The organism is Mesorhizobium sp. M0808, from assembly GCF_040320025.1.
Lineage (GTDB): Bacteria > Pseudomonadota > Alphaproteobacteria > Rhizobiales > Rhizobiaceae > Mesorhizobium.
The window spans coordinates 95,440-119,968 of the sequence record NZ_JAMYOX010000005.1 but is presented as its reverse complement, the minus strand read 5'-3'; the positions used below and the strand labels follow the sequence as shown (position 1 = coordinate 119,968).

At 63.7% G+C, this 24,529-nt stretch carries 27 protein-coding genes; 23 read left to right on the top strand and 4 right to left on the bottom strand.

The genetic code is table 11. The annotated features are described in order from the left end of the window. Nucleotides 1-308 precede the first annotated feature (308 nt). The 6 genes from rplS (at nucleotide 309) to leuC (ending at nucleotide 5,313) form a co-directional block, all read left to right on the top strand. Complete coding sequence (gene rplS, locus NKI25_RS09430; protein WP_023679779.1) at nucleotides 309-848, top strand: 50S ribosomal protein L19; 540 nt, start codon at nucleotides 309-311, stop codon at nucleotides 846-848. 256 nt (nucleotides 849-1,104) lie between these two features. Continuing rightward, nucleotides 1,105-1,902 carry a transporter substrate-binding domain-containing protein gene (locus NKI25_RS09425; RefSeq protein ID WP_031212709.1) on the top strand — a complete coding sequence of 266 codons (798 nt, stop codon included), beginning with the start codon at nucleotides 1,105-1,107 and terminating at the stop codon, nucleotides 1,900-1,902. A gap of 266 nt (nucleotides 1,903-2,168) precedes the next feature. After that, entirely contained in the window at nucleotides 2,169-2,984 is an 816-nt protein-coding gene (locus tag NKI25_RS09420; RefSeq protein WP_352572232.1) for an amino acid ABC transporter permease, read from the top strand. A gap of 52 nt (nucleotides 2,985-3,036) precedes the next feature. Then, nucleotides 3,037-3,654 carry a class I SAM-dependent DNA methyltransferase gene (locus tag NKI25_RS09415; RefSeq protein WP_352998379.1) on the top strand — a complete coding sequence of 206 codons (618 nt, stop codon included), beginning with the start codon at nucleotides 3,037-3,039 and terminating at the stop codon, nucleotides 3,652-3,654. 23 nt (nucleotides 3,655-3,677) lie between these two features. Beyond that, the gene (locus tag NKI25_RS09410; protein WP_198023639.1) at nucleotides 3,678-3,830 is read left to right on the top strand and encodes a hypothetical protein; all 153 of its coding nucleotides are present in this window, start codon (nucleotides 3,678-3,680) and stop codon (nucleotides 3,828-3,830) included. Between the two features lie 73 nt (nucleotides 3,831-3,903). Continuing rightward, a complete protein-coding gene (leuC, locus tag NKI25_RS09405) occupies nucleotides 3,904-5,313 on the top strand; it encodes a 3-isopropylmalate dehydratase large subunit (RefSeq protein ID WP_023679774.1) in 1,410 nt (469 codons plus the stop codon). Nucleotides 5,314-5,371: 58 nt separating this feature from the next. Here the strand turns inward: leuC and NKI25_RS09400 are convergent, their stop codons facing one another. Continuing rightward, the gene (locus NKI25_RS09400; RefSeq protein WP_352998378.1) at nucleotides 5,372-5,683 is read right to left on the bottom strand and encodes a hypothetical protein; all 312 of its coding nucleotides are present in this window, start codon (nucleotides 5,681-5,683) and stop codon (nucleotides 5,372-5,374) included. 161 nt (nucleotides 5,684-5,844) lie between these two features. On the opposite strand from NKI25_RS09400, the gene NKI25_RS09395 reads away from it, so the two are divergent. Together NKI25_RS09395 and NKI25_RS09390 are read left to right on the top strand one after the other, a co-directional pair. Further along, nucleotides 5,845-7,041 carry a GGDEF domain-containing protein gene (locus NKI25_RS09395; protein WP_023679772.1) on the top strand — a complete coding sequence of 399 codons (1,197 nt, stop codon included), beginning with the start codon at nucleotides 5,845-5,847 and terminating at the stop codon, nucleotides 7,039-7,041. A 77-nt stretch (nucleotides 7,042-7,118) separates the two neighbouring features. Beyond that, nucleotides 7,119-8,339, top strand: coding sequence for a GGDEF domain-containing protein (locus NKI25_RS09390; protein WP_023679771.1), 1,221 nt, complete (start codon nucleotides 7,119-7,121; stop codon nucleotides 8,337-8,339). Here NKI25_RS09390 and NKI25_RS09385 read toward each other — a convergent pair. After that, entirely contained in the window at nucleotides 8,323-8,682 is a 360-nt protein-coding gene (locus NKI25_RS09385; RefSeq protein ID WP_352450158.1) for a hypothetical protein, read from the bottom strand. The genes NKI25_RS09390 and NKI25_RS09385 overlap by 17 nt on opposite strands. A 254-nt stretch (nucleotides 8,683-8,936) precedes the next feature. Here NKI25_RS09385 and NKI25_RS09380 point away from each other — a divergent pair, with 254 nt between their 5' ends. The 7 genes from NKI25_RS09380 to NKI25_RS09350 all read left to right on the top strand — a co-directional run bounded on the left by NKI25_RS09380 (nucleotide 8,937) and on the right by NKI25_RS09350 (nucleotide 14,329). Further along, on the top strand, nucleotides 8,937-9,317 hold the full coding sequence (locus NKI25_RS09380; protein WP_031212707.1) for a hypothetical protein: 381 nt from the start codon (nucleotides 8,937-8,939) through the stop codon (nucleotides 9,315-9,317). Nucleotides 9,318-9,559: 242 nt separating this feature from the next. Then, on the top strand, nucleotides 9,560-9,979 hold the full coding sequence (gene sdhC / locus NKI25_RS09375) for a succinate dehydrogenase, cytochrome b556 subunit (protein WP_292663224.1): 420 nt from the start codon (nucleotides 9,560-9,562) through the stop codon (nucleotides 9,977-9,979). A 1-nt stretch (nucleotide 9,980) separates the two neighbouring features. Continuing rightward, on the top strand, nucleotides 9,981-10,376 hold the full coding sequence (gene sdhD, locus NKI25_RS09370; protein ID WP_023679767.1) for a succinate dehydrogenase, hydrophobic membrane anchor protein: 396 nt from the start codon (nucleotides 9,981-9,983) through the stop codon (nucleotides 10,374-10,376). Nucleotides 10,377-10,380: 4 nt separating this feature from the next. Beyond that, the gene (gene sdhA, locus NKI25_RS09365) at nucleotides 10,381-12,219 is read left to right on the top strand and encodes a succinate dehydrogenase flavoprotein subunit (RefSeq protein WP_023679766.1); all 1,839 of its coding nucleotides are present in this window, start codon (nucleotides 10,381-10,383) and stop codon (nucleotides 12,217-12,219) included. A gap of 2 nt (nucleotides 12,220-12,221) precedes the next feature. Beyond that, nucleotides 12,222-12,659 carry a DUF3052 family protein gene (locus NKI25_RS09360; protein ID WP_031212704.1) on the top strand — a complete coding sequence of 146 codons (438 nt, stop codon included), beginning with the start codon at nucleotides 12,222-12,224 and terminating at the stop codon, nucleotides 12,657-12,659. Further along, nucleotides 12,659-13,438: a succinate dehydrogenase iron-sulfur subunit gene (locus NKI25_RS09355; protein WP_292663232.1), complete on the top strand. Its 780-nt coding sequence runs from the start codon at nucleotides 12,659-12,661 to the stop codon at nucleotides 13,436-13,438. The genes NKI25_RS09360 and NKI25_RS09355 overlap by 1 nt, the downstream gene beginning before the upstream one ends. 252 nt (nucleotides 13,439-13,690) lie before the next feature. Further along, nucleotides 13,691-14,329: a YceH family protein gene (locus tag NKI25_RS09350; RefSeq protein WP_352593788.1), complete on the top strand. Its 639-nt coding sequence runs from the start codon at nucleotides 13,691-13,693 to the stop codon at nucleotides 14,327-14,329. Between the two features lie 267 nt (nucleotides 14,330-14,596). Here NKI25_RS09350 and NKI25_RS09345 read toward each other — a convergent pair whose 3' ends face one another. Further along, nucleotides 14,597-15,022: an OsmC family protein gene (locus tag NKI25_RS09345; protein ID WP_031212702.1), complete on the bottom strand. Its 426-nt coding sequence runs from the start codon at nucleotides 15,020-15,022 to the stop codon at nucleotides 14,597-14,599. Nucleotides 15,023-15,124: 102 nt separating this feature from the next. Here NKI25_RS09345 and NKI25_RS09340 point away from each other — a divergent pair, with 102 nt between their 5' ends. From NKI25_RS09340 to NKI25_RS09330, 3 genes are all read left to right on the top strand, one after another. Further along, on the top strand, nucleotides 15,125-15,484 hold the full coding sequence (locus NKI25_RS09340) for a hypothetical protein (RefSeq protein WP_352593789.1): 360 nt from the start codon (nucleotides 15,125-15,127) through the stop codon (nucleotides 15,482-15,484). Between the two features lie 2 nt (nucleotides 15,485-15,486). Beyond that, nucleotides 15,487-15,843, top strand: coding sequence for a YciI family protein (locus NKI25_RS09335; RefSeq protein WP_352593790.1), 357 nt, complete (start codon nucleotides 15,487-15,489; stop codon nucleotides 15,841-15,843). Between the two features lie 143 nt (nucleotides 15,844-15,986). Continuing rightward, on the top strand, nucleotides 15,987-16,514 hold the full coding sequence (locus NKI25_RS09330; RefSeq protein WP_352578116.1) for a hypothetical protein: 528 nt from the start codon (nucleotides 15,987-15,989) through the stop codon (nucleotides 16,512-16,514). 31 nt (nucleotides 16,515-16,545) lie between these two features. Here NKI25_RS09330 and NKI25_RS09325 read toward each other — a convergent pair whose 3' ends face one another. Continuing rightward, nucleotides 16,546-17,790: a ubiquinone biosynthesis hydroxylase gene (locus tag NKI25_RS09325; protein WP_352593791.1), complete on the bottom strand. Its 1,245-nt coding sequence runs from the start codon at nucleotides 17,788-17,790 to the stop codon at nucleotides 16,546-16,548. Between the two features lie 101 nt (nucleotides 17,791-17,891). Between NKI25_RS09325 and tesB the strand changes: the two genes are divergently transcribed. The 5 genes from tesB (at nucleotide 17,892) to NKI25_RS09300 (ending at nucleotide 24,513) form a co-directional block, all read left to right on the top strand. Further along, nucleotides 17,892-18,767: an acyl-CoA thioesterase II gene (tesB, locus tag NKI25_RS09320; protein ID WP_031212697.1), complete on the top strand. Its 876-nt coding sequence runs from the start codon at nucleotides 17,892-17,894 to the stop codon at nucleotides 18,765-18,767. Between the two features lie 219 nt (nucleotides 18,768-18,986). Further along, nucleotides 18,987-19,325: a P-II family nitrogen regulator gene (locus NKI25_RS09315; RefSeq protein ID WP_023679755.1), complete on the top strand. Its 339-nt coding sequence runs from the start codon at nucleotides 18,987-18,989 to the stop codon at nucleotides 19,323-19,325. 49 nt (nucleotides 19,326-19,374) lie between these two features. Beyond that, nucleotides 19,375-20,697 carry an ammonium transporter gene (locus NKI25_RS09310; RefSeq protein WP_031212694.1) on the top strand — a complete coding sequence of 441 codons (1,323 nt, stop codon included), beginning with the start codon at nucleotides 19,375-19,377 and terminating at the stop codon, nucleotides 20,695-20,697. A 340-nt stretch (nucleotides 20,698-21,037) separates the two neighbouring features. Then, a complete protein-coding gene (locus NKI25_RS09305) occupies nucleotides 21,038-23,695 on the top strand; it encodes an FtsK/SpoIIIE family DNA translocase (protein WP_352782867.1) in 2,658 nt (885 codons plus the stop codon). 134 nt (nucleotides 23,696-23,829) lie between these two features. After that, nucleotides 23,830-24,513, top strand: coding sequence for an outer membrane lipoprotein carrier protein LolA (locus tag NKI25_RS09300; protein WP_031213172.1), 684 nt, complete (start codon nucleotides 23,830-23,832; stop codon nucleotides 24,511-24,513). The last annotated feature ends 16 nt before the right edge of the window (nucleotides 24,514-24,529 follow it).

The window sequence follows — 24,529 nt, the reverse complement described above, 5'->3', positions numbered from 1 at the left end:
ACCACAAGCGATCACGGGATTGCCACAGCGGGCGCCAGCCCAAGAAGCAGCGCAAAAAAGAAACGGCCCAAAAAAGAAACGGCGAAGACGTGACAAAGCGCCGAAATAGCTGTATGTGCGCGCCGAACCGGAAGAAAAATCTGCCAAGAGCGATCTTCTGGCCCGTCAACAATGACGGTGTAGTCGCCCCTGCCCGATGTTCTCGAACAGACGTTCTCGAACGAAGGGCATAGCCGAGCGGTCGATGCGACTGCAAGGCGAGTGTCGGGCGCTCTGACTGTCGGAAGAACAAGAAGTGGATTTTTGAGATGGACATCCTCCGTCAGCTCGAGGCCGAGCAGGCCGCCAAGATCGAAGCCAAGCGCAAGCTCCCCGAATTCCAGCCCGGCGATACCGTGCGCGTCCAGGTCCGTGTGACCGAAGGCACCCGCACCCGCGTCCAGGCCTATGAGGGCGTCGTCATCGCCCGCGCCGGCGCCGGCTTCCAGGAAAACTTCACCGTCCGCAAGATCTCCTACGGCGAAGGCGTGGAGCGGGTGTTCCCGGTCTATTCGCCGATGGTCGAGGGCGTCGAGATCGTGCGCCGCGGCAAGGTGCGTCGCGCCAAGCTGTACTATTTGCGAGACCGTCGCGGCAAATCGGCCCGCATTTCGGAAAACACCGGCGTGCGCGCCCGCAAGCTCAACGACGAAGAGCGCGATGCGCTGAACGCCGAGAAGGCGCGCATCGAGGCCGAGAAAGTGGCCGCCGCCCAGGCGCTGGCCGCCGAGAAGGCCGCGCAGGACGCCGCCGAGAAGAAGGCCGCCGACGAGGCCGCCAAGGCCGCGGAAGCAACTGCCGCCGAATAAGGCGTCTTCAAAACTCATGGTTTTGGAAAGGCGGCTTCGGCCGCCTTTTTATTTCACGAGGTGGATTCGATTTTGCCGGTCCGCAATCGATACGGATCGTTCTGTAATTGCCGCCGTTGAAAGCATTGGAATTCATTTTCGTGCCGAGCGGCGCATCAGAGCGGCTTGCAAGGCGCCTGCGGAAAGCTAAAGTCGGCGCCGGATTTCCTGCATGCCTCGGTCGATCGAGGCGGTTCAGTTCCTGGGGAGCATAGTCATGATCAATTCGAAACTGCTGCTGGCCGGCCTGCTGGCTTGCCTTCTCGTGCCGGTCGCGGCTCTGGCGCAGGCGCTGCCCGACCTCGGCGGCAAGAAGGTGGTGGTGGTGACCGAAAACGCCTATCCGCCGCTGCAGTTCATCGATGCCAAGACCGGCAAGCAGATCGGTTGGGAATATGACGCGATGAACGAGATCGCCAAACGGCTGAATTTCAAGGTCGAGTACCAGAATACCTCTTGGGACGCGATGATCCAGGCGGTTTCCGACAATCAGTACAACATCGGCATGACCGGCATCACCATCAAGGACGACCGCAAGCAGAAGGTCGATTTCTCCGATCCGTATATGCGCTCGGAACAGTTCATGCTGGTGCGCGGCGACGAGAAGCGCTTCACCGATGCAAAGACGTTCGCCGCCTTCAAGGACGGGCTGATCGGCGCGCAGGCCGGCACCACGCCCTTCTACACCGCCGTCTACAGCGTGCTCGACGGCAACGAGCAGAACCCGCGCATCAAGCTGTTCGAGACGTTCGGCGCGACGGTGCAGGCACTGAAGGCCGGCGACGTCGACGTCGTGCTCACCGACGGCACTGCCGGCAAGGGCTATGTCGATGCGTCCAATGGCGGCCTTAAGCTGATCGGCGGCCCACTCGGCACCGAGGATTTCGGCTTCATCTTCCCCAAGGGCTCCGACCTGGTGAAGCCGGTCAACGCGGCAATCGCCGCGCTCAAGGCCGACGGTACGCTCGACGCGCTCAACAAGAAGTGGTTCCTTGATTACAAGATGGGGCAGTAGGCCCGCTTGTTGCGCGCATTTCATGACGATTGTGCGCGGGAACTCGCGCTGACTCTGCGCTCGTACACCCCCCTCTGTCCTGCCGGACATCTCCCCCTCAAGGGGGGAGATCGGATTTCGCATCGGCTTTCGCCAATTTTCAGTGTTGCAGAACGGGCCGCGAGGTCAAAGCTGCCGATCTCCCCCCTGGAGGGGGAGATCGCCGGCAGGCCAGAGGGGGGTGTGACAGAACGCTGCCTTCGTGACTCTGTTATCGGTACCGCTTGATGCCGTCGGCGCCTCCCGCCTCAGCCAAATCCGACTTCCCGTGGTGGCTTGCCGTGGCCGTGGCGATCGCCTTGGCCGCCGCCATCTTCATCGCTGCCAGCGACCTCTATGCCCAGGTCTTCGCAACCGTCGCCAAGGGCATCGGCGTCACCATCTTCGTCACGGTGGTCGCCTTCGCGCTGGCTTGCGCGATCGGCCTCGGCGTCGCGCTGATGGGCCTGTCGGGCTCACGCTGGCTCAGCCAGATCGGCCGCTTCTACGTCGAGATCATCCGCGGCGTGCCGATGCTGGTGCTGTTGTTCTGGATCGCCTTTGCCGGGGCGCCGGCCTTCGTCGCGGCATGGAACGCGCTGACGGCGCCGCTGCAAAGCGCCGGCCTCTTCGGTGAGCTGCTGGTACGCGACGTGTCGTTGCTTTGGCGCGCCGTCATGGCGCTGACCATCGGCTATTCCGCCTTCATCTCGGAGGTGTTCCGCGCCGGTATCCAGGCGGTCGAGAAGGGGCAGATCGAGGCGGCCAAGGCGCTCGGGCTGACGCGCACCCAGCGCTTCCGGCTGGTCATCTTTCCGCAGGCGATCCGCACCATCCTGCCGCCGCTCGGCAATGATTTCGTCGCCATGGTCAAGGATTCCTCGCTGGTCTCGGTGCTCGGCGTCGCCGACATCACCCAGATGGGCAAGATCTACGCCGCCGGCTCGTTCCGCTTCTTCGAAACCTATTCGATCGTCGCCTATATCTATCTCATCCTGACCGTCGGCCTGTCGTTGGCCTTGCGGGCGCTGGAGAAGCGGCTCCGCCACCAGCATGGGGAATAGAAGGCAGGCGAAAACGGCGCTACCATCGAGCGGACGCGACCGGGGAGGACCCATGATCATCGACAAGGCCAATGCGGCGCTGGAAGCGGTCTATACGGCCGACACGCCTGAGACGCTCGCCAAGGCCTATGCGCAATGGGCCGCGACCTATGACGGCGAAACCGCGGCGCTCGGCTATCTCCTGCCGTTCCTGATCACCGCCTGGGTGGCGCGCCATGTGCCGGCGGGCGAAGGGCCGCTGCTCGACGCCGGTTGCGGCACCGGCCTGTCGGGGCCGTCCCTGAAGGCACTCGCGCTCGACCTGTCGCAGGACATGCTGAAAATCGCCGGCAGCCGGCAGGCCTACAGCGAGCTGAAACAGGCGATGCTCGGCGGGCCATTGCCTTGGGCGGACGGGTATTTCCGCGCCTTTTTCTCGACCGGCGTGTTCACCATCAGCCACGCACCGGCGTCGGGCCTGCATGAACTGGTACGCATCACCAGGACGGGCGGCCACGCCATCTTCACGGTTCGCGACCAGGTGTTTGAAAGCGGCGGGTTTCAAGCCGTGTTTGGCGAACTGGAGCAGGCGAAAAAATGGCAGCCGGTCGAGGAGAGCCCGTGGTTCCGCTGCTACGCAATCGCCGAGCCCGACGCGCTGGTGAAGACCTTCGTGTTCGAGGTGCTGTGAAGCGCCTGCGAAGGCAGACGCGATTGCTGAAAAGCCAAAACATTGATATGAGCAGCGCCATGGAAGAGCTTTTTGGCGATCCGGCCTATAAAGGTTTCGTGCTGCAGGACAGGAAACGCCTGCCGTCGCGATTTTCCGCGCGCGTCTGCGGGGCGCTGACCAGCCGACTTAGCTAGGGCAGACTCGCCAGGCTGTTTCGCCGGTCCGACCGGCGTCGTTTTCCCTTTTTAAATCGACGGATTTACGCAAATGAGCGCACCGCGCACCCTCTACGACAAGATTTTCGACGACCATGTTGTCGACCGCCAGGACGACGGCACCTGCCTGCTCTATATCGACCGCCATCTGGTCCACGAAGTCACCAGCCCGCAGGCTTTCGAAGGCCTGCGCATAACCGGCCGCAAGGTTCGGCATCCGGAAAAGACGCTGGCCGTGGTCGACCACAATGTGTCGACTTCGCCGGAGCGAAAGTTCGGCATCAAGAACGAGGAAAGCCGCATCCAGGTCGAAGCGCTGGCCAAAAACGCCAAGGATTTCGGCGTCGAATATTATTCCGAGAAGGATATCCGCCAGGGCATCGTCCACATCATCGGGCCGGAGCAAGGCTTTACGCTGCCCGGCATGACCATCGTCTGCGGCGACAGCCACACCTCGACGCATGGCGCGTTCGGGGCGCTGGCGCATGGCATCGGCACCTCTGAAGTCGAGCATGTGCTGGCGACGCAGACGCTGATCCAGCGCAAGGCCAAGAACATGCTGGTGCGCGTCGACGGCGCACTGCCGGAAGGCGTCACCGCCAAGGACATCATCCTCGCCATTATCGGCGAGATCGGCACGGCCGGCGGCACCGGCTATGTCATCGAATATGCCGGCGAGGCAATCCGTGCGCTGTCGATGGAAGGCCGCATGACGATCTGCAACATGTCGATCGAAGCCGGCGCCCGCGCCGGCCTGATCGCGCCCGACGAGACCACCTTCGCCTATGTCAAGGACAAGCCGCGCGCCCCCAAGGGCGAAGCCTGGGACGCCGCGCTCGCCTACTGGAAGACGCTGCAGTCCGACGAAGGCGCGCATTTCGACAAGGTGGTCGTGCTCGACGCGGCAAAGCTGCCGCCGATCGTCTCCTGGGGCTCCTCGCCCGAGGACGTGGTCTCGGTGCAAGGCATCGTGCCGAACCCGGACGACATCACTGATGAGAACAAGCGCACCTCCAAGCAGCGCGCACTCGACTATATGGGCCTGAAGCCGGGCACCAAGATCACCGATATCGAACTCGATCGCGTCTTCATCGGCTCCTGCACCAATGGCCGCATCGAGGATCTGCGCGCCGCAGCCAAGGTGATCGAGGGCAAGAAGGTCAATCCGCGGGTCAGTGCGATGATCGTGCCGGGCTCCGGCCTGGTCAAGGAACAGGCAGAGGCCGAAGGCCTCGACAAGATCTTTGTCGCCGCCGGCTTTGACTGGCGTGAGCCGGGCTGCTCGATGTGCCTTGCCATGAACGACGACCGGCTGAAGCCGCATGAGCGCTGCGCCTCGACCTCGAATCGCAATTTCGAGGGGCGCCAAGGCTTCAAGGGCCGGACGCATCTGGTGTCGCCGGCAATGGCCGCGGCGGCGGCGATCGCCGGCCATTTCGTCGACATCCGCGAGTGGAAATAGGGCAGGCGCGCGCAGTCGGATATGAGGAGCCCGAGCCGCAATGCGGTTCGGGCATTCTTCAGTCGGGCCGCCTGACGAATTCGTGGAATCCCTCACGGCGGCCGGGTTGGTCCTTTGCGACGACCAGCGCCAGTTGGCGCTCGTCGAAGAGTTTGAACCATTCGTTCCATTCGACCAGTTCGTAGCCGCCGGCATTGACCGGGCGTTCGGCCTCATCCTGGTCCTGGTAGGCATGCTGGCCGAAGACCAGCCTCAGCATGGGCTGCGTTCCGGCTTCGGGCGACACGTCGACGATCGCCGGAAAGCCGGCGCGTGCCGCGGCCCATGAGCGAATTGCATCGTAATCGGTCAGCATGATCGTGTCGGCCATCGGAGCGTCTCCTGGTTGCCGTCGTGAAACGCCGCTCGCCGTTCGCGGTTCCGCCCAGCGGCTTTGTCGACGCACCTGTCGTATATTCGCTTTCGCTTAACCGCTTGTTTGGGCTTCCGCTCTAAGGTCCTCCAAGGGGAAGCGAGGGGAAATTACAGCGCTTGGACACCGGCCTGCTCATAGCGCTGCTCAATCCAGGCATCGCCCTCACACTCGGCGCGGCATTTCTCGTGCTGTGGTTCTATCAGCGCCACCGTCCCTATCTGGGCGTGCTGGCGGCGGGCTACTCGGCCTCGGCCGCAGGCTTCCTGCTCCAGTATTTCACGCTGCCGGTCGGCATGGCACCGACCAAGCTCATCTCGATCCTGTGCTTCACCTTCGCCACCTGCTGTCTCGCCGGCGCGGTCATTGCGCGCTATGGGCGGCGCGTGCCTTACCCGGCGGTCGGCATTCTGGCCTGCGGCGGCCTGGCCGCGTTTTCGTGGTTTCTTTTTGCCCGGCCGGATCTCACCTGGCGCATCCTTGCCATCAATTTCAGCTTCGGCGGCATCAGCCTGGTTGTCGCCGCCGAGTTGCGCGTGGTGCGCAACAACGGCCCGACAGAAATGATCCTGTTCGTGCTGTCGCTGCTTTCCGGCCTGAACTTCCTGGCGCGGACGCTTGCCGTCGTCATCGCGCATGGGCCGTTCACCAGCTATGAAGGGCTTTACTCCTCGTCCTACTGGACGACGGCTCTGCTATCGCATGCATTGCTGTCGCTGCTTATTGCGCTTTGCCTGTTCGGCGCCGCCGCGCTCGATGTGATGAAGGCCCTGAAGACCGAAACCCTGACAGACCCGCTGTCGGGCCTGCTCAACCGCCGCGGCTTCGAGGAGCGCGCCATGCTTGTCCTGCAGCACTGTGCCACGGCGCAATTGCCGGTTGCGCTGGTGCTTGCCGATCTCGATCATTTCAAGGCGCTCAACGATCAGCATGGCCACGCGGCCGGCGATCGCGTCATCGCCGACTTCGCTGCCAAGCTTCTGTCGGCTGCAGGTACGCGCGGCGTTGCCGGCCGTATCGGCGGCGAAGAGTTCGCCGTGCTGTTGCCGCTCAGCGACCTTGGCGCGGCAAGACTGTTTGCCGAAGCCATTCGCACGGTCTATTCGGCGGGCAGAATCGACGGACTTCCGCCCGACACGAGAGTGACCGCGAGCTTCGGGGTGGCCGCCCGCACCAGCGACGAAGGGCTGGACCCGCTGATGCGCCGCGCCGACGAAGCGCTCTACAAAGCCAAAAGGAGTGGCCGCGACAGCGTATGCCTGTCCTATCCGCGGCCTGAAACGGTCGTCCTTCCCAATCGGACCAGTGCTGGCTGAGCGTCAGCGGCGGCTTCGAATTAACGTCTTTTTCGCGCGTTGGTGATTTGCTGTTCGGGGGGAAGTGCCAAAACGCCATGGGCAGCGCTAATTTCATCCTGCTGATCAACCTGTTCGTTGCCGGGCTGCTGGCGGCGGCCTTCATGACGATCGCGGTCTATGACGCCGGCCGGGTGTCGGCACGCTGGCTGGCGTTCGGCTATGTGCTCGGCACGGCTTATTTTGCGATCGAGTTCAGCATTCCTGCCTTCGACAATGCGCGCCCCGTGGTTGTCGCCGCCTTTGCCGCCTTCCTTGGCGCTACCGTCGCCTTCAATGGCGGGCTTGCCCATAAATACCGCGTTTCGCCGCCTTGGCCGCCGATGCTGTTCTTCCTGGTCTTCGCCACCCTCGCGGTCCACTTCGTGCAGGACCTGCCACGCCAATCCTTTGTGCGAATGGCGGCCTACCAGCTTCCCTATGCGGCTATGCAGTTCACCGGGCTGGCGATCGTCTTGTCGTCCAGGCAAAGACGCGAGCGGCTCGACTATATGCTGATGGCTGTCCTGGCGGCCAGCACCTTGCAGTTCGCCAGCAAACCCTTCATCGCCCATGCGCTTGGTGGCTGGGGCGCCAATCCGCAATCTTATGCGCAGACCAGCTATGCGTTGGTGTCGCAGTCGGTCGGCACCGTGTTCGGCCTGGCGCTTGCGCTGGTGACATTGGCTATCCTGGTCCGCGACGTGCTCGCCGAGGCGACGTCGAAATCGGAAACCGACACGCTTTCGCGGCTGCTCAACCGTGGCGGCTTCGAGCGCCATGCCGAGATCGCGCTGCGTGACGCCATGCGGCGCGCCGTTCCAGCGGCACTGGTCATTGCCGATCTCGACCATTTCAAGCGCATCAACGATACTTACGGCCACGCGTCGGGCGATCGGGTCATCGAGACCTTTGCCGGGTTTCTCCGCGATGCCGCGGCCGACCATCATGTCGCCGGCCGCATCGGCGGCGAGGAATTCGCTATTTTCCTGCCGGGGACCAATCTAGCCGCCGCCCGGCTCTTTGCCGAGGGCACGCGTAGCGCCTTCGGTGCCACGCCGATCGACTGCCTGCCCGCGGATCACCGCTGCAGCGCCAGCTTCGGCATTGCCGAGCTTGGTCCGGGCGAAAGCTTTTCCGACCTGCTGCGGCGCGCCGACAAAGCGCTCTATCAGGCGAAGGGCAGCGGTCGCGATTGCGTGCGTGTCTCGGCGGGGCCGGCTGTTGCCCTGCCGGCGCCGTCAACCAAGGGCGGCGTGGCCGTCAGCGGCAGGGGCTGAGCTCCGGCATTTCGCCGTCGGAGAGGCCGTACATATAGCTGCGGCCCTTGACGAAAACCGGCGGCCTATAGCAGTCGCCGCCGCGGACATCGTCCGATTCGTTTTCGTAGATCACGTCGGGCTGGCCGGCGCTGGTGTAGTCGGACAATTCCTTGGCCAGCTTGCCCTCGCCAACGAGGATACGCTTGTAGCCGGCGGCGCTGTCGATGACGAGATTGCCGAAGGAATCGGCATAGACGCGGTCATGATGGCGCGTCCCGGCGAATGCCGGTGCGACGACGCCGACGGCGAGCGCCGCCAATAGGAACCAGGGAAGGCGCGATCCTGCTGAATTCGAATGCATGGCGTGCTGCTCCATTGCTGAGAGGCAAGCCTCCTCGAATCAGAAATTAACCTTTTATTAACCTTTGTTAAGAGGGCAACCGCAGCAGGGGCGAGGTCTCGGAAAATATGGTTAATACTCGATCGCCCACCGGCCATCATTCGGCCATGCCTTGTTCCCACCATCCCCAGCATCGGGCGCGACTCGAAAAGCATGAAATCCGGTGGCTTGCCGGAGCATCGCGGCGGGCTCGATACGCGGGGGGAAAGCAGCAAATGAGATTACGCCGCACGTTTCGGATGGCGCTGGCCATTCCGCCGCTGCTGGCTGCCGCCGCCTGCGCGCCGCAGACCAGCGCGCCCAAGCTCGGCAACACGGCCGCCGCTTCCGTGTCGCTTGCTCCCGCCGCTAGCGAACCGACGGCACCGCAGCCGCGCACAGCTACTTACAACTGCGCCGACGGTAGCGTGATAACCATCGAGAATCTCGGCACGTCGGTGCGCGTCCTCGGCCAGAACGGCGCCAGCGCCGAGCTGCCGGCGTCACCGGCCAATCAGACCAGCCGTTACGGCGAGGCGCATGACGCAATCGTGATCGATGGGCGTGAGGCGCTGGTGATGAAGGGCGGTGCATCACCGCTGGCCTGCAAGCGCTGATCCGCCCCTTGCGCCAGCCATATTTTGCAGTGCGGCGACATTGTGCCGGCGCAAGGCGACAGCCCTAATCGATTGAAGCTGAAAGCCTCGCTTTCATCAGACTAAATTACGTTTTCGAAACGGTTTTCCGGCTTTGACGCGGTGCAAAAAGAGCATTAGAAACCGGCTGTCCGAAGTCGCAACCGGAAGCGGTAATGCCGCATTCCCACCTGAGGCTCCAGAGACGCCGAACTGGGGGAGCCATGAGCAAATCACCAGCCACCCGCGAATTTGCCAGACGTGAACGGCCGCTTTCGCCGCATCTGACCGTCTATCGGCCGCCGATCACCATGACGATGTCGATCGTCCACCGCATCACCGGCGGGGCGCTCTATTTCGGCACGCTGCTGGTCGCGCTGTGGCTGATGGCGGCGGCGAGCTCGGAGGCGACCTTCAATGCCGTCAACTGGGCCTTCGGCTCGTGGCTGGGACGGCTGGTGCTGTTCGGCTACAGCTGGGCGCTGATGCACCACATGCTGGGCGGTGTGCGCCATCTTATCTGGGACACTGGGGCAGGGCTGGAAAAGCATACGGCATCGAGGATCGCCTGGGCGACGCTGGCCGGCTCGGTCACGCTGACGCTGCTGATCTGGATTGCCGGCTACATGGCGCGGGGAGCCTGACATGAACGGCAAGAACCCCGACATGCGCACGCCGCTGGCCAAGGTCCGCGGCCTCGGTTCCGCCCGCGAGGGCACCGGCCATTTCTGGCGCCAGCGGCTGACGGCGATCTCCAACATCCCGCTGGTCCTGTTCTTCGTCGGCTTCCTGATCGCACTCAACGGCGCCAGCTATCTCGAGGTGCGCGCCGCACTTGCCAATCCGTTCGTTGCACTGGTGCTGGCGCTGGTGCTGTTGTCGGTGCTCTACCACATGCGGCTCGGCATGCAGGCGATCATCGAAGACTATGTGCATGGCGAAGGCACCAGGCTGGCGCTGCTCGCCCTCAACACATTCTTTCCCGTAGTCGTCGGCGTCGCTTCGGTCTTCGCCCTGCTTAAACTGGCATTTGGAGGCTGATTTTTTGGCCAAGGACGCGAAGAACGCCAACACGGCTTCCGCCTATAGCTATGTCGATCACAAATTCGACGTCGTGGTCGTCGGCGCCGGCGGCGCCGGCCTGCGCGCCGCGCTCGGCATGGCTGAGCAGGGCCTGCGCACCGCCTGCATCACCAAAGTGTTCCCGACGCGCTCGCATACGGTTGCGGCGCAGGGCGGCATCGCCGCCTCGCTCGCCAATATGGGGCCCGACAACTGGCAGTGGCATCTCTTCGACACCGTCAAAGGCTCAGATTGGCTGGGCGACACCGACGCTCAAGAATACATGGTGCGCGAAGCGCCGGCGGCGGTCTACGAGCTCGAGCACTACGGCGTTCCCTTCAGCCGCACCGAGGACGGGAAAATCTACCAGCGGCCGTTCGGCGGCATGATGATGAATTTCGGCGAGGGGCCGCCGGTGCAGCGCACCTGTGCGGCCGCCGACCGCACCGGCCACGCCATGCTGCACACGCTCTACGGCCAGTCGCTGAAGCACAATGCGCAGTTCTTTATCGAGTATTTCGCGCTCGACCTGATCATGGAGCCGGACGGCACCTGCACCGGCGTCGTCGCCTGGAACCTCGACGACGGCACCATCCACCGCTTTTCGGCCAAGATGGTGGTGCTGGCGACCGGCGGCTATGGCCGCGCCTATTTCTCGGCCACCTCGGCGCATACCTGCACCGGCGATGGCGGCGGCATGGCCGCACGCGCAGGCCTGCCGCTGCAGGATATGGAGTTCGTGCAGTTCCACCCGACCGGCATATACGGCGCCGGCTGCCTGATCACCGAGGGCGCGCGCGGCGAGGGCGGCTATCTCGTCAATTCCGAGGGCGAGCGCTTCATGGAGCGCTACGCGCCGTCAGCCAAGGATCTGGCTTCGCGCGACGTGGTCTCGCGCTGCATGACGCTGGAAATCCGCGAGGGCCGCGGTGTCGGCCCGAAGAAGGATCACATTTTCCTGCATCTCGACCATCTCGACCCGGCCGTTCTGCACGAGAGGCTTCCGGGTATTTCGGAATCGGCAAAGATCTTTGCCGGCGTCGACCTGACCAAGGAGCCGATCCCGGTGCTGCCGACGGTCCACTACAATATGGGCGGCGTGCCGACCAATTACTGGGGCGAGGTGCTGAACCCGACGGCGTCGAATCCGGACCAGGTGTCGCCCGGGCTGATGGCGGTCGGCGAAGCCGGCTGCGCCTCGGTGCACGGTGCTAACCGGCTGGGCTCCAACTCGCTGATCGACCTGGTGGTGTTCGGCCGTGCGGCGGCAATCCGGGCCGGCCAGGTGATCGACCGCACATCGGCGATCCCTTCGCCCAACGAGGCCGCCGTCGAAAAGATCATGGACCGCTTCGACCGGTTGCGTCACGCCAACGGCTCGACGCCGACAGCGGTTTTGCGCGAAAAGATGCAGAAGGCGATGCAGGAGGACGCGGCGGTGTTCCGCACCCAGGAATCGCTGGAAAGCGGCTGCAGGCGCATTTCGCAGATCTGGGGTGAACTCGGCGACGTCAAGGTGTTCGACCGCTCGATGATCTGGAACTCCGACCTGGTCGAGACGCTGGAGCTGGAAAACCTGATGGCCAACGCCATCACCACCGTCTACGGCGCCGAGGCGCGCAAGGAAAGCCGCGGCGCGCACGCGCGGGAGGACTTTTCGGCCCGCGACGACGCCAACTGGCGCAAGCATACGCTGGCTCGGCTCAACGAGGCCGGCGAGGTGGCGCTCACCTACCGGCCGGTGCACACCGAAACACTGCTTAAGGAAGCAGACGGCGGCATCAACCCGGCCAAGATCGCGCCGAAGGCCAGGGTGTATTGATGATGGCGCTGGCGGTTGCGGGATATTCCGGCACGCCCCTTCCGGCCAAGCTCGGCCTGAAGGACGGGATGATTGCCGCCTTCGTCGCCTTGCCGCCCGAACTCGACGATCTGGCAGACGCCGTCGAGTTTGCCCACGTCGACCGGCTGGCTGATTGGTCGGCGATCTCTGGCGTTCATGAGAAATATGATGCCGTTCACGCCTTCACCAGGCAGCGTGTCGAGATCGAGGACCGTCTCGGCGACGTCGAAGCGGCGATCAAGCGGGACGGCATGGTCTGGGTGTCATGGCCGAAGAAGGCATCGAAAGTGCCGACCGACGTCACCGAGGACGTTATCCGCACAGAGGCGCTGAAGCTCGACCTCGTCGACGTCAAGGTCGCCGCCGTGAACGAGATCTGGTCCGGGCTGAAGCTCGTCATCCGAAAGGACCTGAGGTAATGGTCGAACTCACGCTTCCGAAAAACTCGAAGATCATGGCCGGAAAAACCTGGCCGAAGCCGGAGGGCGCGACCAATCTGCGCGAATACCGCATCTACCGCTGGTCGCCGGACGATGACGAGAACCCGCGCATGGATACGTATTTCGTCGACATGGACGATTGCGGGCCGATGGTGCTCGACGCGCTGCTCTGGATCAAGAACAAGATCGACCCGACGCTGACGCTGCGCCGCTCCTGCCGCGAAGGCATTTGCGGCTCGTGCGCCATGAACATCGACGGGTCGAACACGCTGGCCTGCACCAAGGGCTGCGACGACATTTCCGGCGCGATCAAGGTCTATCCGCTGCCGCACATGGCTGTGGTCAAGGACCTGGTGCCCGACCTCACCAATTTCTACGCCCAGCACGCCTCGATCGAGCCGTGGCTGAAGACGGTGTCGCCCGAGCCGGCCAAGGAATGGCTGCAGAGCCATGAGGACCGCGAAAAGCTCGACGGGCTCTACGAGTGCATATTGTGCGCCTGCTGCTCGACCTCCTGCCCGAGCTACTGGTGGAACGGCGAGCGCTATCTCGGCCCGGCGACGCTGCTGCAGGCCTATCGCTGGCTGATCGATTCCAGGGACGAGGCGACGGGCGAGCGGCTCGACAATCTCGAAGACCCGTTCCGGCTCTATCGCTGCCACACCATCATGAACTGCGCCCAGACTTGCCCCAAAGGGCTCAACCCGGCCAAGGCGATCGCCGAGATCAAGAAGATGATGGTGGAGCGACGGGTGTAGGCGGCGGGCGAGTTGCAGCCGAGATCGTCTCGTCCGCAGCGATCCTTCGCGCCCCCCCTCTGTCCTGCCGGACATCTCCCCCTCAAGGGGGGAGATTAGCAGCTTGGAGGACAGCGCCCTTTCTGCAGCCTTGAAAAGTGGCGAAGCGGTGATGACAGCCAATCTCCCCACTAGAGGGGGAGATGTCCGGCAGGACAGAGGGGGACGCTGTCCAGGGCGCTGTCCCGCCGAGTTCGAAAGGATAGCAAACTTATGACCGATATCGACCTTCCCATCCTCTCTCCCATCGAAGCCCGCGTGCTCGGCTGCCTTATCGAGAAGAAGGAGCTGACGCCGGACGTCTATCCGCTGACGCTCAATGCGGCACATGCGGCGGCCAACCAGAAGACGGCGCGCGAGCCGGTGATGTCGGTCGAACTTGGCGAGGTCAGAAGAGCGCTTGGCCAGCTCGAGCAGAAGGGCCTAGTCAGGCAGGTGTTCGCGTCGCGCGTCGAGCGCTACGAGCATGTGGTGGCGCAGCGCTTTTCCCTGACCTCGGCGCAGATCGCGCTGCTCGGCCTGTTGCTGCTGCGCGGCCCGCAGACGGCCTATGAATTGCTGGCGCGAAGCGAGCGCATGGCGCGGCTGCCATCGATCGACGAGCTTCGCGGCAATCTCGATCTGCTGATCGGCCGCCGGCCACCGCTGGTGCAGCAGATCGATCGCGGCCCAGGCCAGCGCGAGGATCGCTATGTCCATCTGCTCAGCGGGCCGCCGCAGATCGTAGCGGCCGCAACGCCCTTGCAATCGTCCTCGCCGGTTTCGGACCTGGAAATGCGCGTGCAGGCTCTCGAGGAAGAAATTGCCGAGCTGCGCGCCCGTATCGACGCGCTGACCGGCGAAGGACGATAAGGATTTTCGAGACGTCGACGCGACAGCGCCCCCCTCTGTCCTGCCGGACATCTCCCCCACGAGGGGGGAGATTGGACGTCATCCCGGCTTTCGCTAATCTCTAACGCTGAAAAGAGGGCGAGACCGGCGAAGCTGCCAATCTCCCCCTCGTGGGCCCTCGTGGGGGAGATGCCCGGCAGGGCAGAGGGGCGCGCGAAGGATCGCCGACGTTTATATCCTTCGCTGGTCTGCCGATGGCTCCCGATGGGCTTTCTAGATGTGGCTCTCTCAGCCGAGCCTGGCGTCGAGCGATACCTTGATGGCGCCGAGCGCTTTCGAGACCGGGCATTCGGCCTTGGCCTTCTCGGCCAATTCCTTGAACTTGGCGGCATCGATGCCCGGTACCTTGCCGACCAGGGTGATCGCGCTGCCGGTGATGCCGGTGCCGGGAACCAGCGTTACCACGGCCTTGGCGTCGAGCTCGGCAGCCGGGGTGCCGTTCTCGGCGAGGAAATGCGAAAGCTGCATGGCGTAGCAGCCGGCATGGGCGGCAGCGATCAGCTCTTCCGGGTTGGTGCCGGATTTGCCGCTCTCGTCCTCGAAACGCATCTTGGCGGAATAGGGCGTGCCCTTCAGCGTCCCGCTCTGTGTATCGAGCGTGCCTTTGCCTTCCTTGAAACTGCCTTTCCAAACGGCGTTGGCGGTGCGGTCCATCAATTCCTCCTTGATTGTCGTGATTGAGCCCGTGATCGGCATCCAGTCGACTATAGCGCGCGCCGGAGCGAAGGCCACCCACGCTTTCGTATCGGCGGCAGCGTGACACATCATGTCGAGCGAAAAAAAATTCGAAAAAATACGCGTGCAAAAATGTCGACTTCCATCTGTCCCGGCCGTCCTGCGGGCGGCCATGGACTTGGTGGCCGGATGGAGGACCACATGAACAATCTGTTTTCTGCTCACCCGACAAGCACCAGCCACAGGGCCGGTGAACAGCAAGCCGACTGGTCGCGCCTGCAGCCTTCCGGCTTCGGCCGACTGCTTGCGGCGATTGCCATTATCGGGATTGCGGTATCTCTTCTCGACTATGCTGCGGCCGGTCTCGATTCTGCGGCAGGCAAGGGCTCCGCGGAGATTTCCGTAGCCTCGTCTTCGGCTTCAAGCCAGGAATGGAGATAAAAATGAAGTATGTTTGCCTGGTCTATGGTGAAGAAAAAGATCTCTACGCAATGACGCCCGAGAGGCTGGCCAAGCTCGACGCCGATTCGATGGCCCATGACCGGTCATTGGACCAACGCGGGATGCTAGTCATCGCGCAGGCGCTGCAATCGGTGAAAACGTCGAAAACCGTTCGCAGGCGCAAGGGCAAGCGGCTGGTCACCGACGGCCCCTTCGCCGAAACCAAGGAGCAGTTGCTCGGTTTCGTCATGATCGAGGCCGAGAGCCTCGACGAGGCGCTGGAGATCGCGGGCGAGATTCCGCTCGCCGAAATAGGCACGATCGAGGTGCGGGCGATCTACAAGGTGCCCGGGTCATAGAGATGTCTCGATAAGTTCCTCCGCGGAGCGGCGGGGACCAACGACTGGCATGGGCTTTCGTTTTCTTCGTCGGACGCAACTTTTGCGTGTTGAAGCGAAGCAATACTTCTCCTATCGTCGCCGACATCGGGGGATTTCGGGGCATGCATATATTGATTGCAGCAATCGGCCTGCTCGGAGCAGCGGGCTTCTGGTGGTACCGGCTGAAGATCATGAACGACGCGGCGCGTGAGGTTGCCGACGTCGTTGGCCGCGTGCAGGGCAATGTGCGCCGCAAGAAGCTACGCAAGCAGGCGGCACTCTCGCCGCTGACGGCGATCGACGATCCGGTCGTGGCGGCCGCGACGCTGATCACCGCCATCGTTTCCGAGAATGGTCCTATCCTGCCGCAACGCGAAGCCGCCATTCAATCGGTCATTTCGGAGATTGCCGACAAAAAGCAGACCGATGAGGCGGTGATCTACGCCAAATGGGCGGCTTCGCAAATTGATGACGCCACGGTCGTCATCGACAAGCTGGCGCCGTTCCTGCGCGAACGCCTCGACGCGGCTGAAAGGAACGATCTGCTGCAGATGGTCGGCCGTGTGGCGGAGGCGGGTGGGCAAAGCCTGCAGATTTCCGACCAGCGAATGCTCAGGCTGCGCCAGAAGCTGGGCTTCGAGGTCAACTGACCGAACGGCCAGTGACGCGCACTTGCCAAGCCTAAATCGCCTCGCCCTTCAACAGTTTCGGCGTGTCGCCGGACAGACCCGACGCCTGGCGGATGAAGAACCCCTTCAGCCGCGGCATGCGTTCGACAAGGCCGAGGCCGATGTCGCGCAAAGTGCGCAGCGGGCCGAAATCGTTGGAAAACATCCGGTTCAGCACATCGGTGGTGATGCCCATCTGCACCGTGTCGAAACGCCGCCATTGCTGGTAGCGCTCGAGCACGTCGAGCGCGCCGATGTCCTGGCCGAGCCGGTCGGCCTCGACCACCACTTCGGCCAGCGCCGCCACGTCCTTGAAGCCGAGATTGAGACCCTGGCCGGCGATCGGGTGGATGCCGTGGGCGGCGTCGCCGGCCAAGGCGATGCGCGGCGCGACGAAGGCGCGCGCAATGATCAGCCCGAGCGGCCAGGCACGCGGCTTGTCGGCGATATGGATTTCTCCGAGTTTCAGGCCAAAGCGCTGCTCGAGCTCATATTCCAGGACCAGCGCGTCGCCACTGACCAGTTTCTCGGCATCCTGCGACCGTTCGACCCAGACGATCGACGAGCGGTTGGTGCCGTCCTTGCCCGGCTTGAGCGGCAGCGTGGCAAACGGGCCCGCGGGAAGGAAATGCTCTTCGGCGCGGCCGTTGTGCGGCCGCTCGTGCGCCACCGTGCAGACGATGCCGGACTGGCCATACTCCCATTTCACCGTCTTGATGCCGGCCATGTCGCGCAGCTTCGAATTGACGCCGTCGGCGGCAACCAGCAGCCGCGCCTTCAGCGTCGCGCCGTCGGCAAGATGCACCGTTATGCCGGCGCCGTTGATGTCGAAGGCGCTGACGGCGACGCCTTCGATGATGCCGATGCCGAGTTGTTCGGCGCGCCGGCGCAAGGCGCCGTTCAAATCCTTGTTGGCGACCATATGCGCAAAGGGTTCGCCGGGCGCGACCTCGCCGTCGAAGGTGAGGAACACCGGGCGGACCGGATCGGATGTGCGCGAATCGGTGACAATCATTTCGGTGATTGCCTGCGCCTCCGGCGCGATCTCGTTCCAGACGCCGAGCTGGTCGAGCATGCGGCACGCGGCGGCGGCAATCGCCGAGGCGCGGCCGTCCTTCTGCCAGACGCCGGCGGGTGCTGCATCGACGACGGCGACGGCGAGGCTCGGCCGCGCCTGCTTCAGCGACACGGCGGCGGCCAAGCCGATATAACCGGCGCCGGCGACCAGAACGTCGAGCGAATTCTTGCTGTCGACCATGGGCAATTCCTTTCGCAGCCTGACTGTCGCCGGGCATTCCGCCCTTGACTGCCCGCTGTTCCTGTCGGAAACCGCCATGGTAATTTTGCGGCGAGGTCAAGATGACGGCAGCCATGGACGAGCTTCTCGGCATTCTCGACCTCGAGCAGCTGGAACACAACCTGTATCGTGGTCGCAGCCCCAAGCTCGATTGGCAGCGCATCTTCGGCGGCCAGACCATCGCCCAGGCGCTGGTCGCCGCGCAGCGAACGGTCGAGCCCGAGCGCCACGTGCATTCGCTGCATGGCTATTTCATGCGGCCGGGCGACACCAAGGTGCCTATCATTTACGAGGTCGACCGCATCCGTGACGGCGGCTCCTTCACCACGCGCCGCGTCGTGGCGATCCAGCACGGCCAGGCGATCTTTTCGCTGGAAGCCTCGTTCCAGCAGGATGAGGTCGGCCTGGAACATCAGGTGCCGATGCCGCAGGACGTGCCGGCGCCCGACACGTTGCTGTCGCAGCGCGAATTGCTGGGCAAGTTCGGCGAAGCCGTGCCCGACGGCATCAAGCGCTATTGGGAGCGCGACCGGCCGATCGAGATGAAGCCGGTGATGCTGAAGCATTATACCAGCCGGGAAAAGCTCGAGCCGAAGCAGAACATCTGGATCCGTACCACCGGCCCGGTGCCGGCCGACCGCGCCACGCAGGCGGCCGTGCTCGCTTACCTCTCGGATATGACGCTGCTCGACACCTCGACCTTTGCCCATGGCCGCGCCATTTTCGATCGTGATATCCAGGCAGCCAGCCTCGACCACGCCATGTGGTTCCACCGCAGCCATCCGCTCGACGACTGGATGCTGTACACGCAAGACAGCCCGTCGACGCAAGGATCGCGTGGCTTTACCCGCGGCTCGCTGTTTGCCCGCGACGGCACCTTGATCGCCTCGGTTGCCCAAGAAGGACTCATCCGGCTGAAGCGGCCGCCTGCGGAGTAGGCATTTTTCGAAATTTGCCTATTTTTTAAGCATATGCACTGCCGCGCCTGTGAACAGGCAGCTGCCAGACCTTCTCGATTTCGTTGTTTAACAACAGCTTAACACCCTGCTTCGGCAATTGGCACGGAGCTTGAATCCTAGCGGGCACTCTCCGGCTCTCATGGGGATCGGCGAAGTCGTGCAAACGCGGGGACCCGCAACAGCAAAGGGTGAAACCTTATGAAGATCGTGATGGCAATCATAAAGCCGTTCAAGCTCGACGAGGTGCGCGAGGCGCTCACCGCAGTCGGCATCCAGGGCCTGACCGTCACCGAAGTAAAAGGCTACGGACGTCAGAAGGGGCACACGGAAATCTATCGCGGGGCGGAATACGCGGTCAGCTTCCTGCCGAAGATCAAGATCGAAGTCGCGGTCGCTGTCGACATGGTCGACAAGGCCGTCGAAGCCATCACCGCGGCGGCCAAGACCGGCCAGATCGGCGACGGCAAGATCTTCGTTTTCGGCATCGACCAGGCGGTGCGCATTCGCACCGGCGAAACAGACACCGACGCGCTTTGAGCTGCGGATACGTATTCCAATGGAGAGTTCAATGAATATTCCTTCCACCTTGAAGATAACGGGACGCGCGGCCGTTTTAGGTTCGCTCGCTCTCGCTGCACTGGGCACGGTTGCTGCGTTCGCGCAGGAAGCGGCACCGGCGGCACCGGCTGCCCCTGCGCCCGCGCTCGACACCGGCAACACAGCCTGGATGCTGACCTCGACGGCGCTGGTGCTGATGATGACCATACCGGGCCTGGCGCTGTTTTATGGCGGCATGGTGCGCAAAAAGAACGTGCTCGCCACCATCATGCAGAGCTTTGCCATCACCTGCCTGGTGACGGTGCTGTGGTTCATGTTCGGCTACTCGCTGGCCTTCTCGGATGGCGGCGGCATGAATGCCTATCTCGGCGGCTTCTCGAAGTTCTTCCACAACGGCATCACCACCTCCTCGCTGTGGCTGCCGGGCGTGGCGAACATTCCTGAGTTCGTCTTCTCGATGTTCCAGATGACCTTCGCCATCATCACGCCGGCGCTGATTGCCGGCGCCTTCGCCGAACGCATGAAGTTCTCGGCGCTGCTCATCTTCATGGGCGCGTGGCTGCTGGTGGTCTACGCCCCGATCGCGCACTGGGTGTGGGGCGGCGGCTTCCTCGGCACAGCCGGCGTTCTCGATTTCGCCGGCGGCACGGTCGTTCACATCAATGCCGGTGTTGCCGGCCTGGTCTGCGCGCTGGTTCTCGGCAAACGTGAAGGCTACGGCACCACCAACATGGCGCCGCACAACCTCGTCTACTCCGTCATCGGCGCTTCGCTGCTGTGGGTCGGCTGGTTCGGCTTCAACGCCGGCTCGGAACTGGCCGCCGACGGCCTTGCCGGTGCCGCAATGCTGAACACCCAGGTTGCCGCTGCTGCTGCGGCGCTCGCCTGGATGTTCGCCGAATGGATCGTCGCCAAGAAGCCGAGCGTTCTCGGCATCATCTCGGGCGCCGTCGCTGGCCTGGTCGCGGTGACGCCGGCTTCCGGCTTCGTCAATCCGACCGGCGCCTTCATCGTCGGCATCGTCGCCGGCGTGCTTTGCTACGTCTCGGCCGTCAAGCTCAAGCACGCGTTCGGCTATGACGACTCGCTCGATGCATTCGGCGTGCACGGCATCGGCGGCATCATCGGTGCATTGCTGACCGGCGTGCTCGCCGATCCGGCGATCAACAGCCTCGGCTCGGGTGCCTCTGTCGGCAAGCAGCTCTACGGTATCGTCTTCACCATCCTGTGGACGGCGATCGCGAGCTTCGTGATCCTCTATATCGTCAAGGCGCTGGTCGGCCTGCGTCCTTCCACCCCGGAAGAGGTCGAAGGCCTCGACATCAGCCAGCACGGCGAAGTGGTGCCGTAAGGGTATTTGGCCGGCACCGGCGTTTGCCGGTGCCAGAAAGATCCCGTCGTGATGCTCCCGAAAGGGCTCACGCCTTGAGGCCCGGAAGATTTCCGGGCCTCTTTTTTGCGCGCTGATGGCCGTGATGGCTCGATCACGGTCGCTTGATCAAGGTGCTCGATCCGCCGGCGGCGTGAAACATCGGCCGCAGCGGCTTCGAACTGTGGTGGCGGTCGCCCGTTCCGGTGACGCAGAATGCCCATGGTTAATGCGCCCTTAACCTTCCCGCCGCTAGTCTGACAGCCGAATCTGCCGTGTTGCGCGTCCGCGCCCGGCCGGGCAACGACAGACGAGGAAGAGCATGCGTTCAGGGGCTTCAGCACCGCTTGCGCTGGCCGATACGGAGCACGGCATCCGGTCGTTCGCGAGGCGCCAGGTCGGGCGGCTGGTCGGTGCCGGGCTGTTTGCTCTGGTTGGTTTCGGCGTCGCCGCCCTTGCCACCTGGAACGTCGCCGATCCGAGCTTTTCGCACGCCACCGACAATATCGTCACCAATGCAATGGGTTATGCCGGCGCCGTCTTTTCCGACATTGCCATGCAGTTCTTCGGACTTGCCGCCGTTGCGGCGCTGGTGCCGGCGGTGATCTGGGGATTTCTGCTGTTTACCGCGCGCGGCGTCGACCGGCTGCCGAAACGGGCGCTGGCCTGGTTCGGGTTTTCGCTGCTTGGCGCGGCAATTGCCGGCTGCGTGGTGCCGCCCAAGACCTGGCCGCTGCCGACCGGCCTCGGCGGCGTCTTCGGCGACATGGTGCTCAATATCCCGGGCCTGGTGATCGGCGGCTATCCGACCGGCCTCGTTGCCAGCGTGCTCGCCGTGCTCCTGGCAGCGCCGGCGCTGTGGGTATTCTTGTATGGCTCGGCGCTGATTTCGCGCAAGAACGGCTTTGCCGTCCTCGAACAGCCTGCAGTGCCCGATCCGCAGGACGACCTGCTTTTCGACAATGAAGAGGACGAGGGCGACGAAGGTATATTGGCGCTTGGCGCCATCACCCACTGGTGGCTGTCGCTGCGGGCCTATCTGCGCCGGCGCGCGGCGCGGCGGCGCGAGCGCGACGATTTCGAGCCGGAGATGGAACCGCGCCCCAGCGCCTGGCGGCGGGCGGCCGAACGGGTCGAATCGGCCGAGTTCGCCGAGGCGCGGATGAGCCCGGGCGGGCGCGCCCGCGTCGAGCCGGAATTCTTCGCCGCCATGGTCAACGACCGCAGTGCCTCGATCGACCCTGACGATGCCGACGTCTTCGGTAACGACGACAATGACGACGAAATGGATTTCGCGCCCGAGCCGGCCGGCCAGCGCCGCGCCGCGCCAACGGCCAAGGTGCAGAACTTCCGTTCCGACGCGGCGACACGCGTCGAGGCGCCGGCGCCGCGGCCGGCCCCCGGCGCCCGCGTCCAGCGCGAGGCGCAGACTTCGCTGATCGGCTCGGAAAAATTCGAGATGCCGTCGCTGCACTTCCTGTCGGAACCAAAGAACGTGGTGCGCGACGCCAGCCTGTCCAAGGACGCGCTGGAGCAGAACGCCCGCCTGCTCGAGGGCGTGCTGGAGGATTTCGGCGTCAAGGGCGAAATCATCCATGTGCGTCCGGGTCCGGTCGTCACGCTCTACGAGCTGGAACCGGCGCCCGGCATCAAATCGTCGCGGGTCATCGGCCTGTCCGACGACATCGCCCGCTCGATGAGCGCCATCGCCTGCCGTGTCGCCGTGGTGCCCGGCCGCAACGCGATCGGCATCGAATTGCCGAACGCCAGGCGCGAGACGGTCTATTTGCGCGAGATCATGGCCAGCCGCGATTTCGAAACCACCAAGGCCAAGCTGGCGCTGGCGCTGGGCAAGACCATCAATGGCGAGGCGGTGATCGTCGACATCGCCAAAATGCCGCACGTGCTGGTCGCCGGCACCACCGGCTCGGGCAAGTCCGTCGCCATCAACACCATGATCCTGTCGCTGCTCTACCGGCTGACGCCGCAGGACTGCCGGCTGATCATGATCGATCCAAAGATGCTGGAGCTCTCGGTCTATGACGGCATTCCGCATCTTCTGACGCCGGTCGTCACCGATCCGAAGAAGGCGGTGGTGGCGCTAAAATGGACCGTGCGGGAGATGGAGGACCGCTACCGCAAGATGTCCAAGGTCGGCGTCCGCAACATCGACGGCTTCAACGCGCGCGTGCAGCAGGCCGAGAAAAAGGGCGAAAGGATCTCGCGCACCGTGCAGACCGGCTTCGACCGCCAAACCGGCGAGGCGATCTACGAGACGGAGAACCTCGACCTCGAGCCGATGCCCTACATCGTCGTCATCATCGACGAGATGGCCGATTTGATGATGGTCGCCGGCAAGGACATCGAAGGCGCGGTGCAGCGCCTGGCGCAGATGGCGCGCGCCGCCGGCATCCATGTCATCATGGCGACGCAGCGGCCGTCGGTCGACGTCATCACCGGCACCATCAAGGCGAATTTCCCGACCCGCATCTCCTTCCAGGTGACATCGAAGATCGACAGCCGCACCATCCTGGGCGAGCAGGGCGCCGAACAGCTGCTCGGCATGGGCGACATGCTCTACATGGCCGGCGGCGGCCGCATCCAGCGCGTGCACGGTCCCTTCGTCTCCGACGACGAGGTGGAGAAGATTGTCGCGCATCTGAAGCTGCAGGGCGTGCCGGAATATCTCGACGCCATCACCGAGGACGACGATAAGGATGACGACGAGCCGACGGGCAAAGGCAGTGGCGGCGGCGACGGCGGTAATTTCGAGGATTCCGACGATCCCTACGACCAGGCGGTCGCGGTGGTGCTGCGCGACGGCAAGGCCTCGACCAGCTACATCCAGCGCCGGCTCGGCATCGGCTACAACCGCGCCGCCTCGATCATCGAGAAGATGGAGAAGGAAGGCATTGTCGGCCCGGCCAACCATGCCGGAAAACGCGAAATCCTGGTGCCGACGGAGGACGACAAGTTCTAGAGCGCGTCCGCGCCGGCAACTTTGAACCTTTTGGCGCGTTGCAGCGGACGGGCGCCGTGCGGCCCGCCAAACTTAAGCCCAACTGGGGGGCCAGACCAATATAACGAGCAAGCAATCAGATGATGGTGACCGGCATGAAAAACGCAACTCTCGCCCCAAGCAGGGATTTCGCCCCAACCCGCCGGCAGGTGCTCGGCCTCGGCCTGGTCCTGGCCGGTGCGGCGGCCGCCAACCTCGTGCCCGGCTTCCAGTTGCTGGCGTCGGCGCAAGCAGCGGTTCCGGCGACGGCGCAGAAGATCGCCGATCATTTCTCCTCGGTCAAATCGATGAGCGGCGAGTTCGTGCAGTTCGGACCCAAGGGCGAGCAGACCGGCGGCAAGTTCTTTCTGGAACGGCCGGGCAAGATCCGCTTCAATTACGACGGCGCCTCGAATTTCAGAGTGATTTCCGACGGCAAGTCGGTGGTCATCCTCAACAAGAAGCTGCGGACCTCCGACCTCTATCCGCTGTCGAAGACGCCGCTGAAGCTGCTGCTCGACGACAAGATCGATCTGTCGGGCGGGCGCGTCAGAAGCGTCAAGGAAGAGGACGATCTCACCACCATCCAGCTTGCCGACAAATCGGTGTTCGGCAATTCGAAGATCACCATGATGTTCGATCCGAAATCTTATGAATTGCGGCAGTGGACCATCACCGATGCGCAAGGCAAGGACACGACGGTGATGATCTTCAACACCAAGGAGGGCGTCAGCTTCGCCCCCGACACCTTCGCCATCGACTATACGGCGAACCGCGAGCTGAACACCAAGACACGGTAACTTCTACCGTTGCGGG

Coding starts and splice junctions, on each gene's coding strand:
- sdhD (WP_023679767.1), top strand. CDS start 9,981: ATGAACGGCAAGAACCCCGACATGCGCACGCCGCTGGCCAAGGTCCGC.
- NKI25_RS09330 (WP_352578116.1), top strand. CDS start 15,987: ATGCATATATTGATTGCAGCAATCGGCCTGCTCGGAGCAGCGGGCTTC.
- NKI25_RS09390 (WP_023679771.1), top strand. CDS start 7,119: ATGGGCAGCGCTAATTTCATCCTGCTGATCAACCTGTTCGTTGCCGGG.
- NKI25_RS09415 (WP_352998379.1), top strand. CDS start 3,037: ATGATCATCGACAAGGCCAATGCGGCGCTGGAAGCGGTCTATACGGCC.
- NKI25_RS09380 (WP_031212707.1), top strand. CDS start 8,937: ATGAGATTACGCCGCACGTTTCGGATGGCGCTGGCCATTCCGCCGCTG.
- NKI25_RS09325 (WP_352593791.1), bottom strand. CDS start 17,790: ATGGTCGACAGCAAGAATTCGCTCGACGTTCTGGTCGCCGGCGCCGGT.
- NKI25_RS09385 (WP_352450158.1), bottom strand. CDS start 8,682: ATGCATTCGAATTCAGCAGGATCGCGCCTTCCCTGGTTCCTATTGGCG.
- NKI25_RS09315 (WP_023679755.1), top strand. CDS start 18,987: ATGAAGATCGTGATGGCAATCATAAAGCCGTTCAAGCTCGACGAGGTG.
- NKI25_RS09345 (WP_031212702.1), bottom strand. CDS start 15,022: ATGGACCGCACCGCCAACGCCGTTTGGAAAGGCAGTTTCAAGGAAGGC.
- NKI25_RS09425 (WP_031212709.1), top strand. CDS start 1,105: ATGATCAATTCGAAACTGCTGCTGGCCGGCCTGCTGGCTTGCCTTCTC.
- NKI25_RS09335 (WP_352593790.1), top strand. CDS start 15,487: ATGAAGTATGTTTGCCTGGTCTATGGTGAAGAAAAAGATCTCTACGCA.
- sdhC (WP_292663224.1), top strand. CDS start 9,560: ATGAGCAAATCACCAGCCACCCGCGAATTTGCCAGACGTGAACGGCCG.
- NKI25_RS09360 (WP_031212704.1), top strand. CDS start 12,222: ATGGCGCTGGCGGTTGCGGGATATTCCGGCACGCCCCTTCCGGCCAAG.
- NKI25_RS09305 (WP_352782867.1), top strand. CDS start 21,038: ATGCGTTCAGGGGCTTCAGCACCGCTTGCGCTGGCCGATACGGAGCAC.
- tesB (WP_031212697.1), top strand. CDS start 17,892: ATGACGGCAGCCATGGACGAGCTTCTCGGCATTCTCGACCTCGAGCAG.
- leuC (WP_023679774.1), top strand. CDS start 3,904: ATGAGCGCACCGCGCACCCTCTACGACAAGATTTTCGACGACCATGTT.
- NKI25_RS09355 (WP_292663232.1), top strand. CDS start 12,659: ATGGTCGAACTCACGCTTCCGAAAAACTCGAAGATCATGGCCGGAAAA.
- NKI25_RS09400 (WP_352998378.1), bottom strand. CDS start 5,683: ATGGCCGACACGATCATGCTGACCGATTACGATGCAATTCGCTCATGG.
- NKI25_RS09300 (WP_031213172.1), top strand. CDS start 23,830: ATGAAAAACGCAACTCTCGCCCCAAGCAGGGATTTCGCCCCAACCCGC.
- NKI25_RS09420 (WP_352572232.1), top strand. CDS start 2,169: ATGCCGTCGGCGCCTCCCGCCTCAGCCAAATCCGACTTCCCGTGGTGG.
- rplS (WP_023679779.1), top strand. CDS start 309: ATGGACATCCTCCGTCAGCTCGAGGCCGAGCAGGCCGCCAAGATCGAA.
- NKI25_RS09350 (WP_352593788.1), top strand. CDS start 13,691: ATGACCGATATCGACCTTCCCATCCTCTCTCCCATCGAAGCCCGCGTG.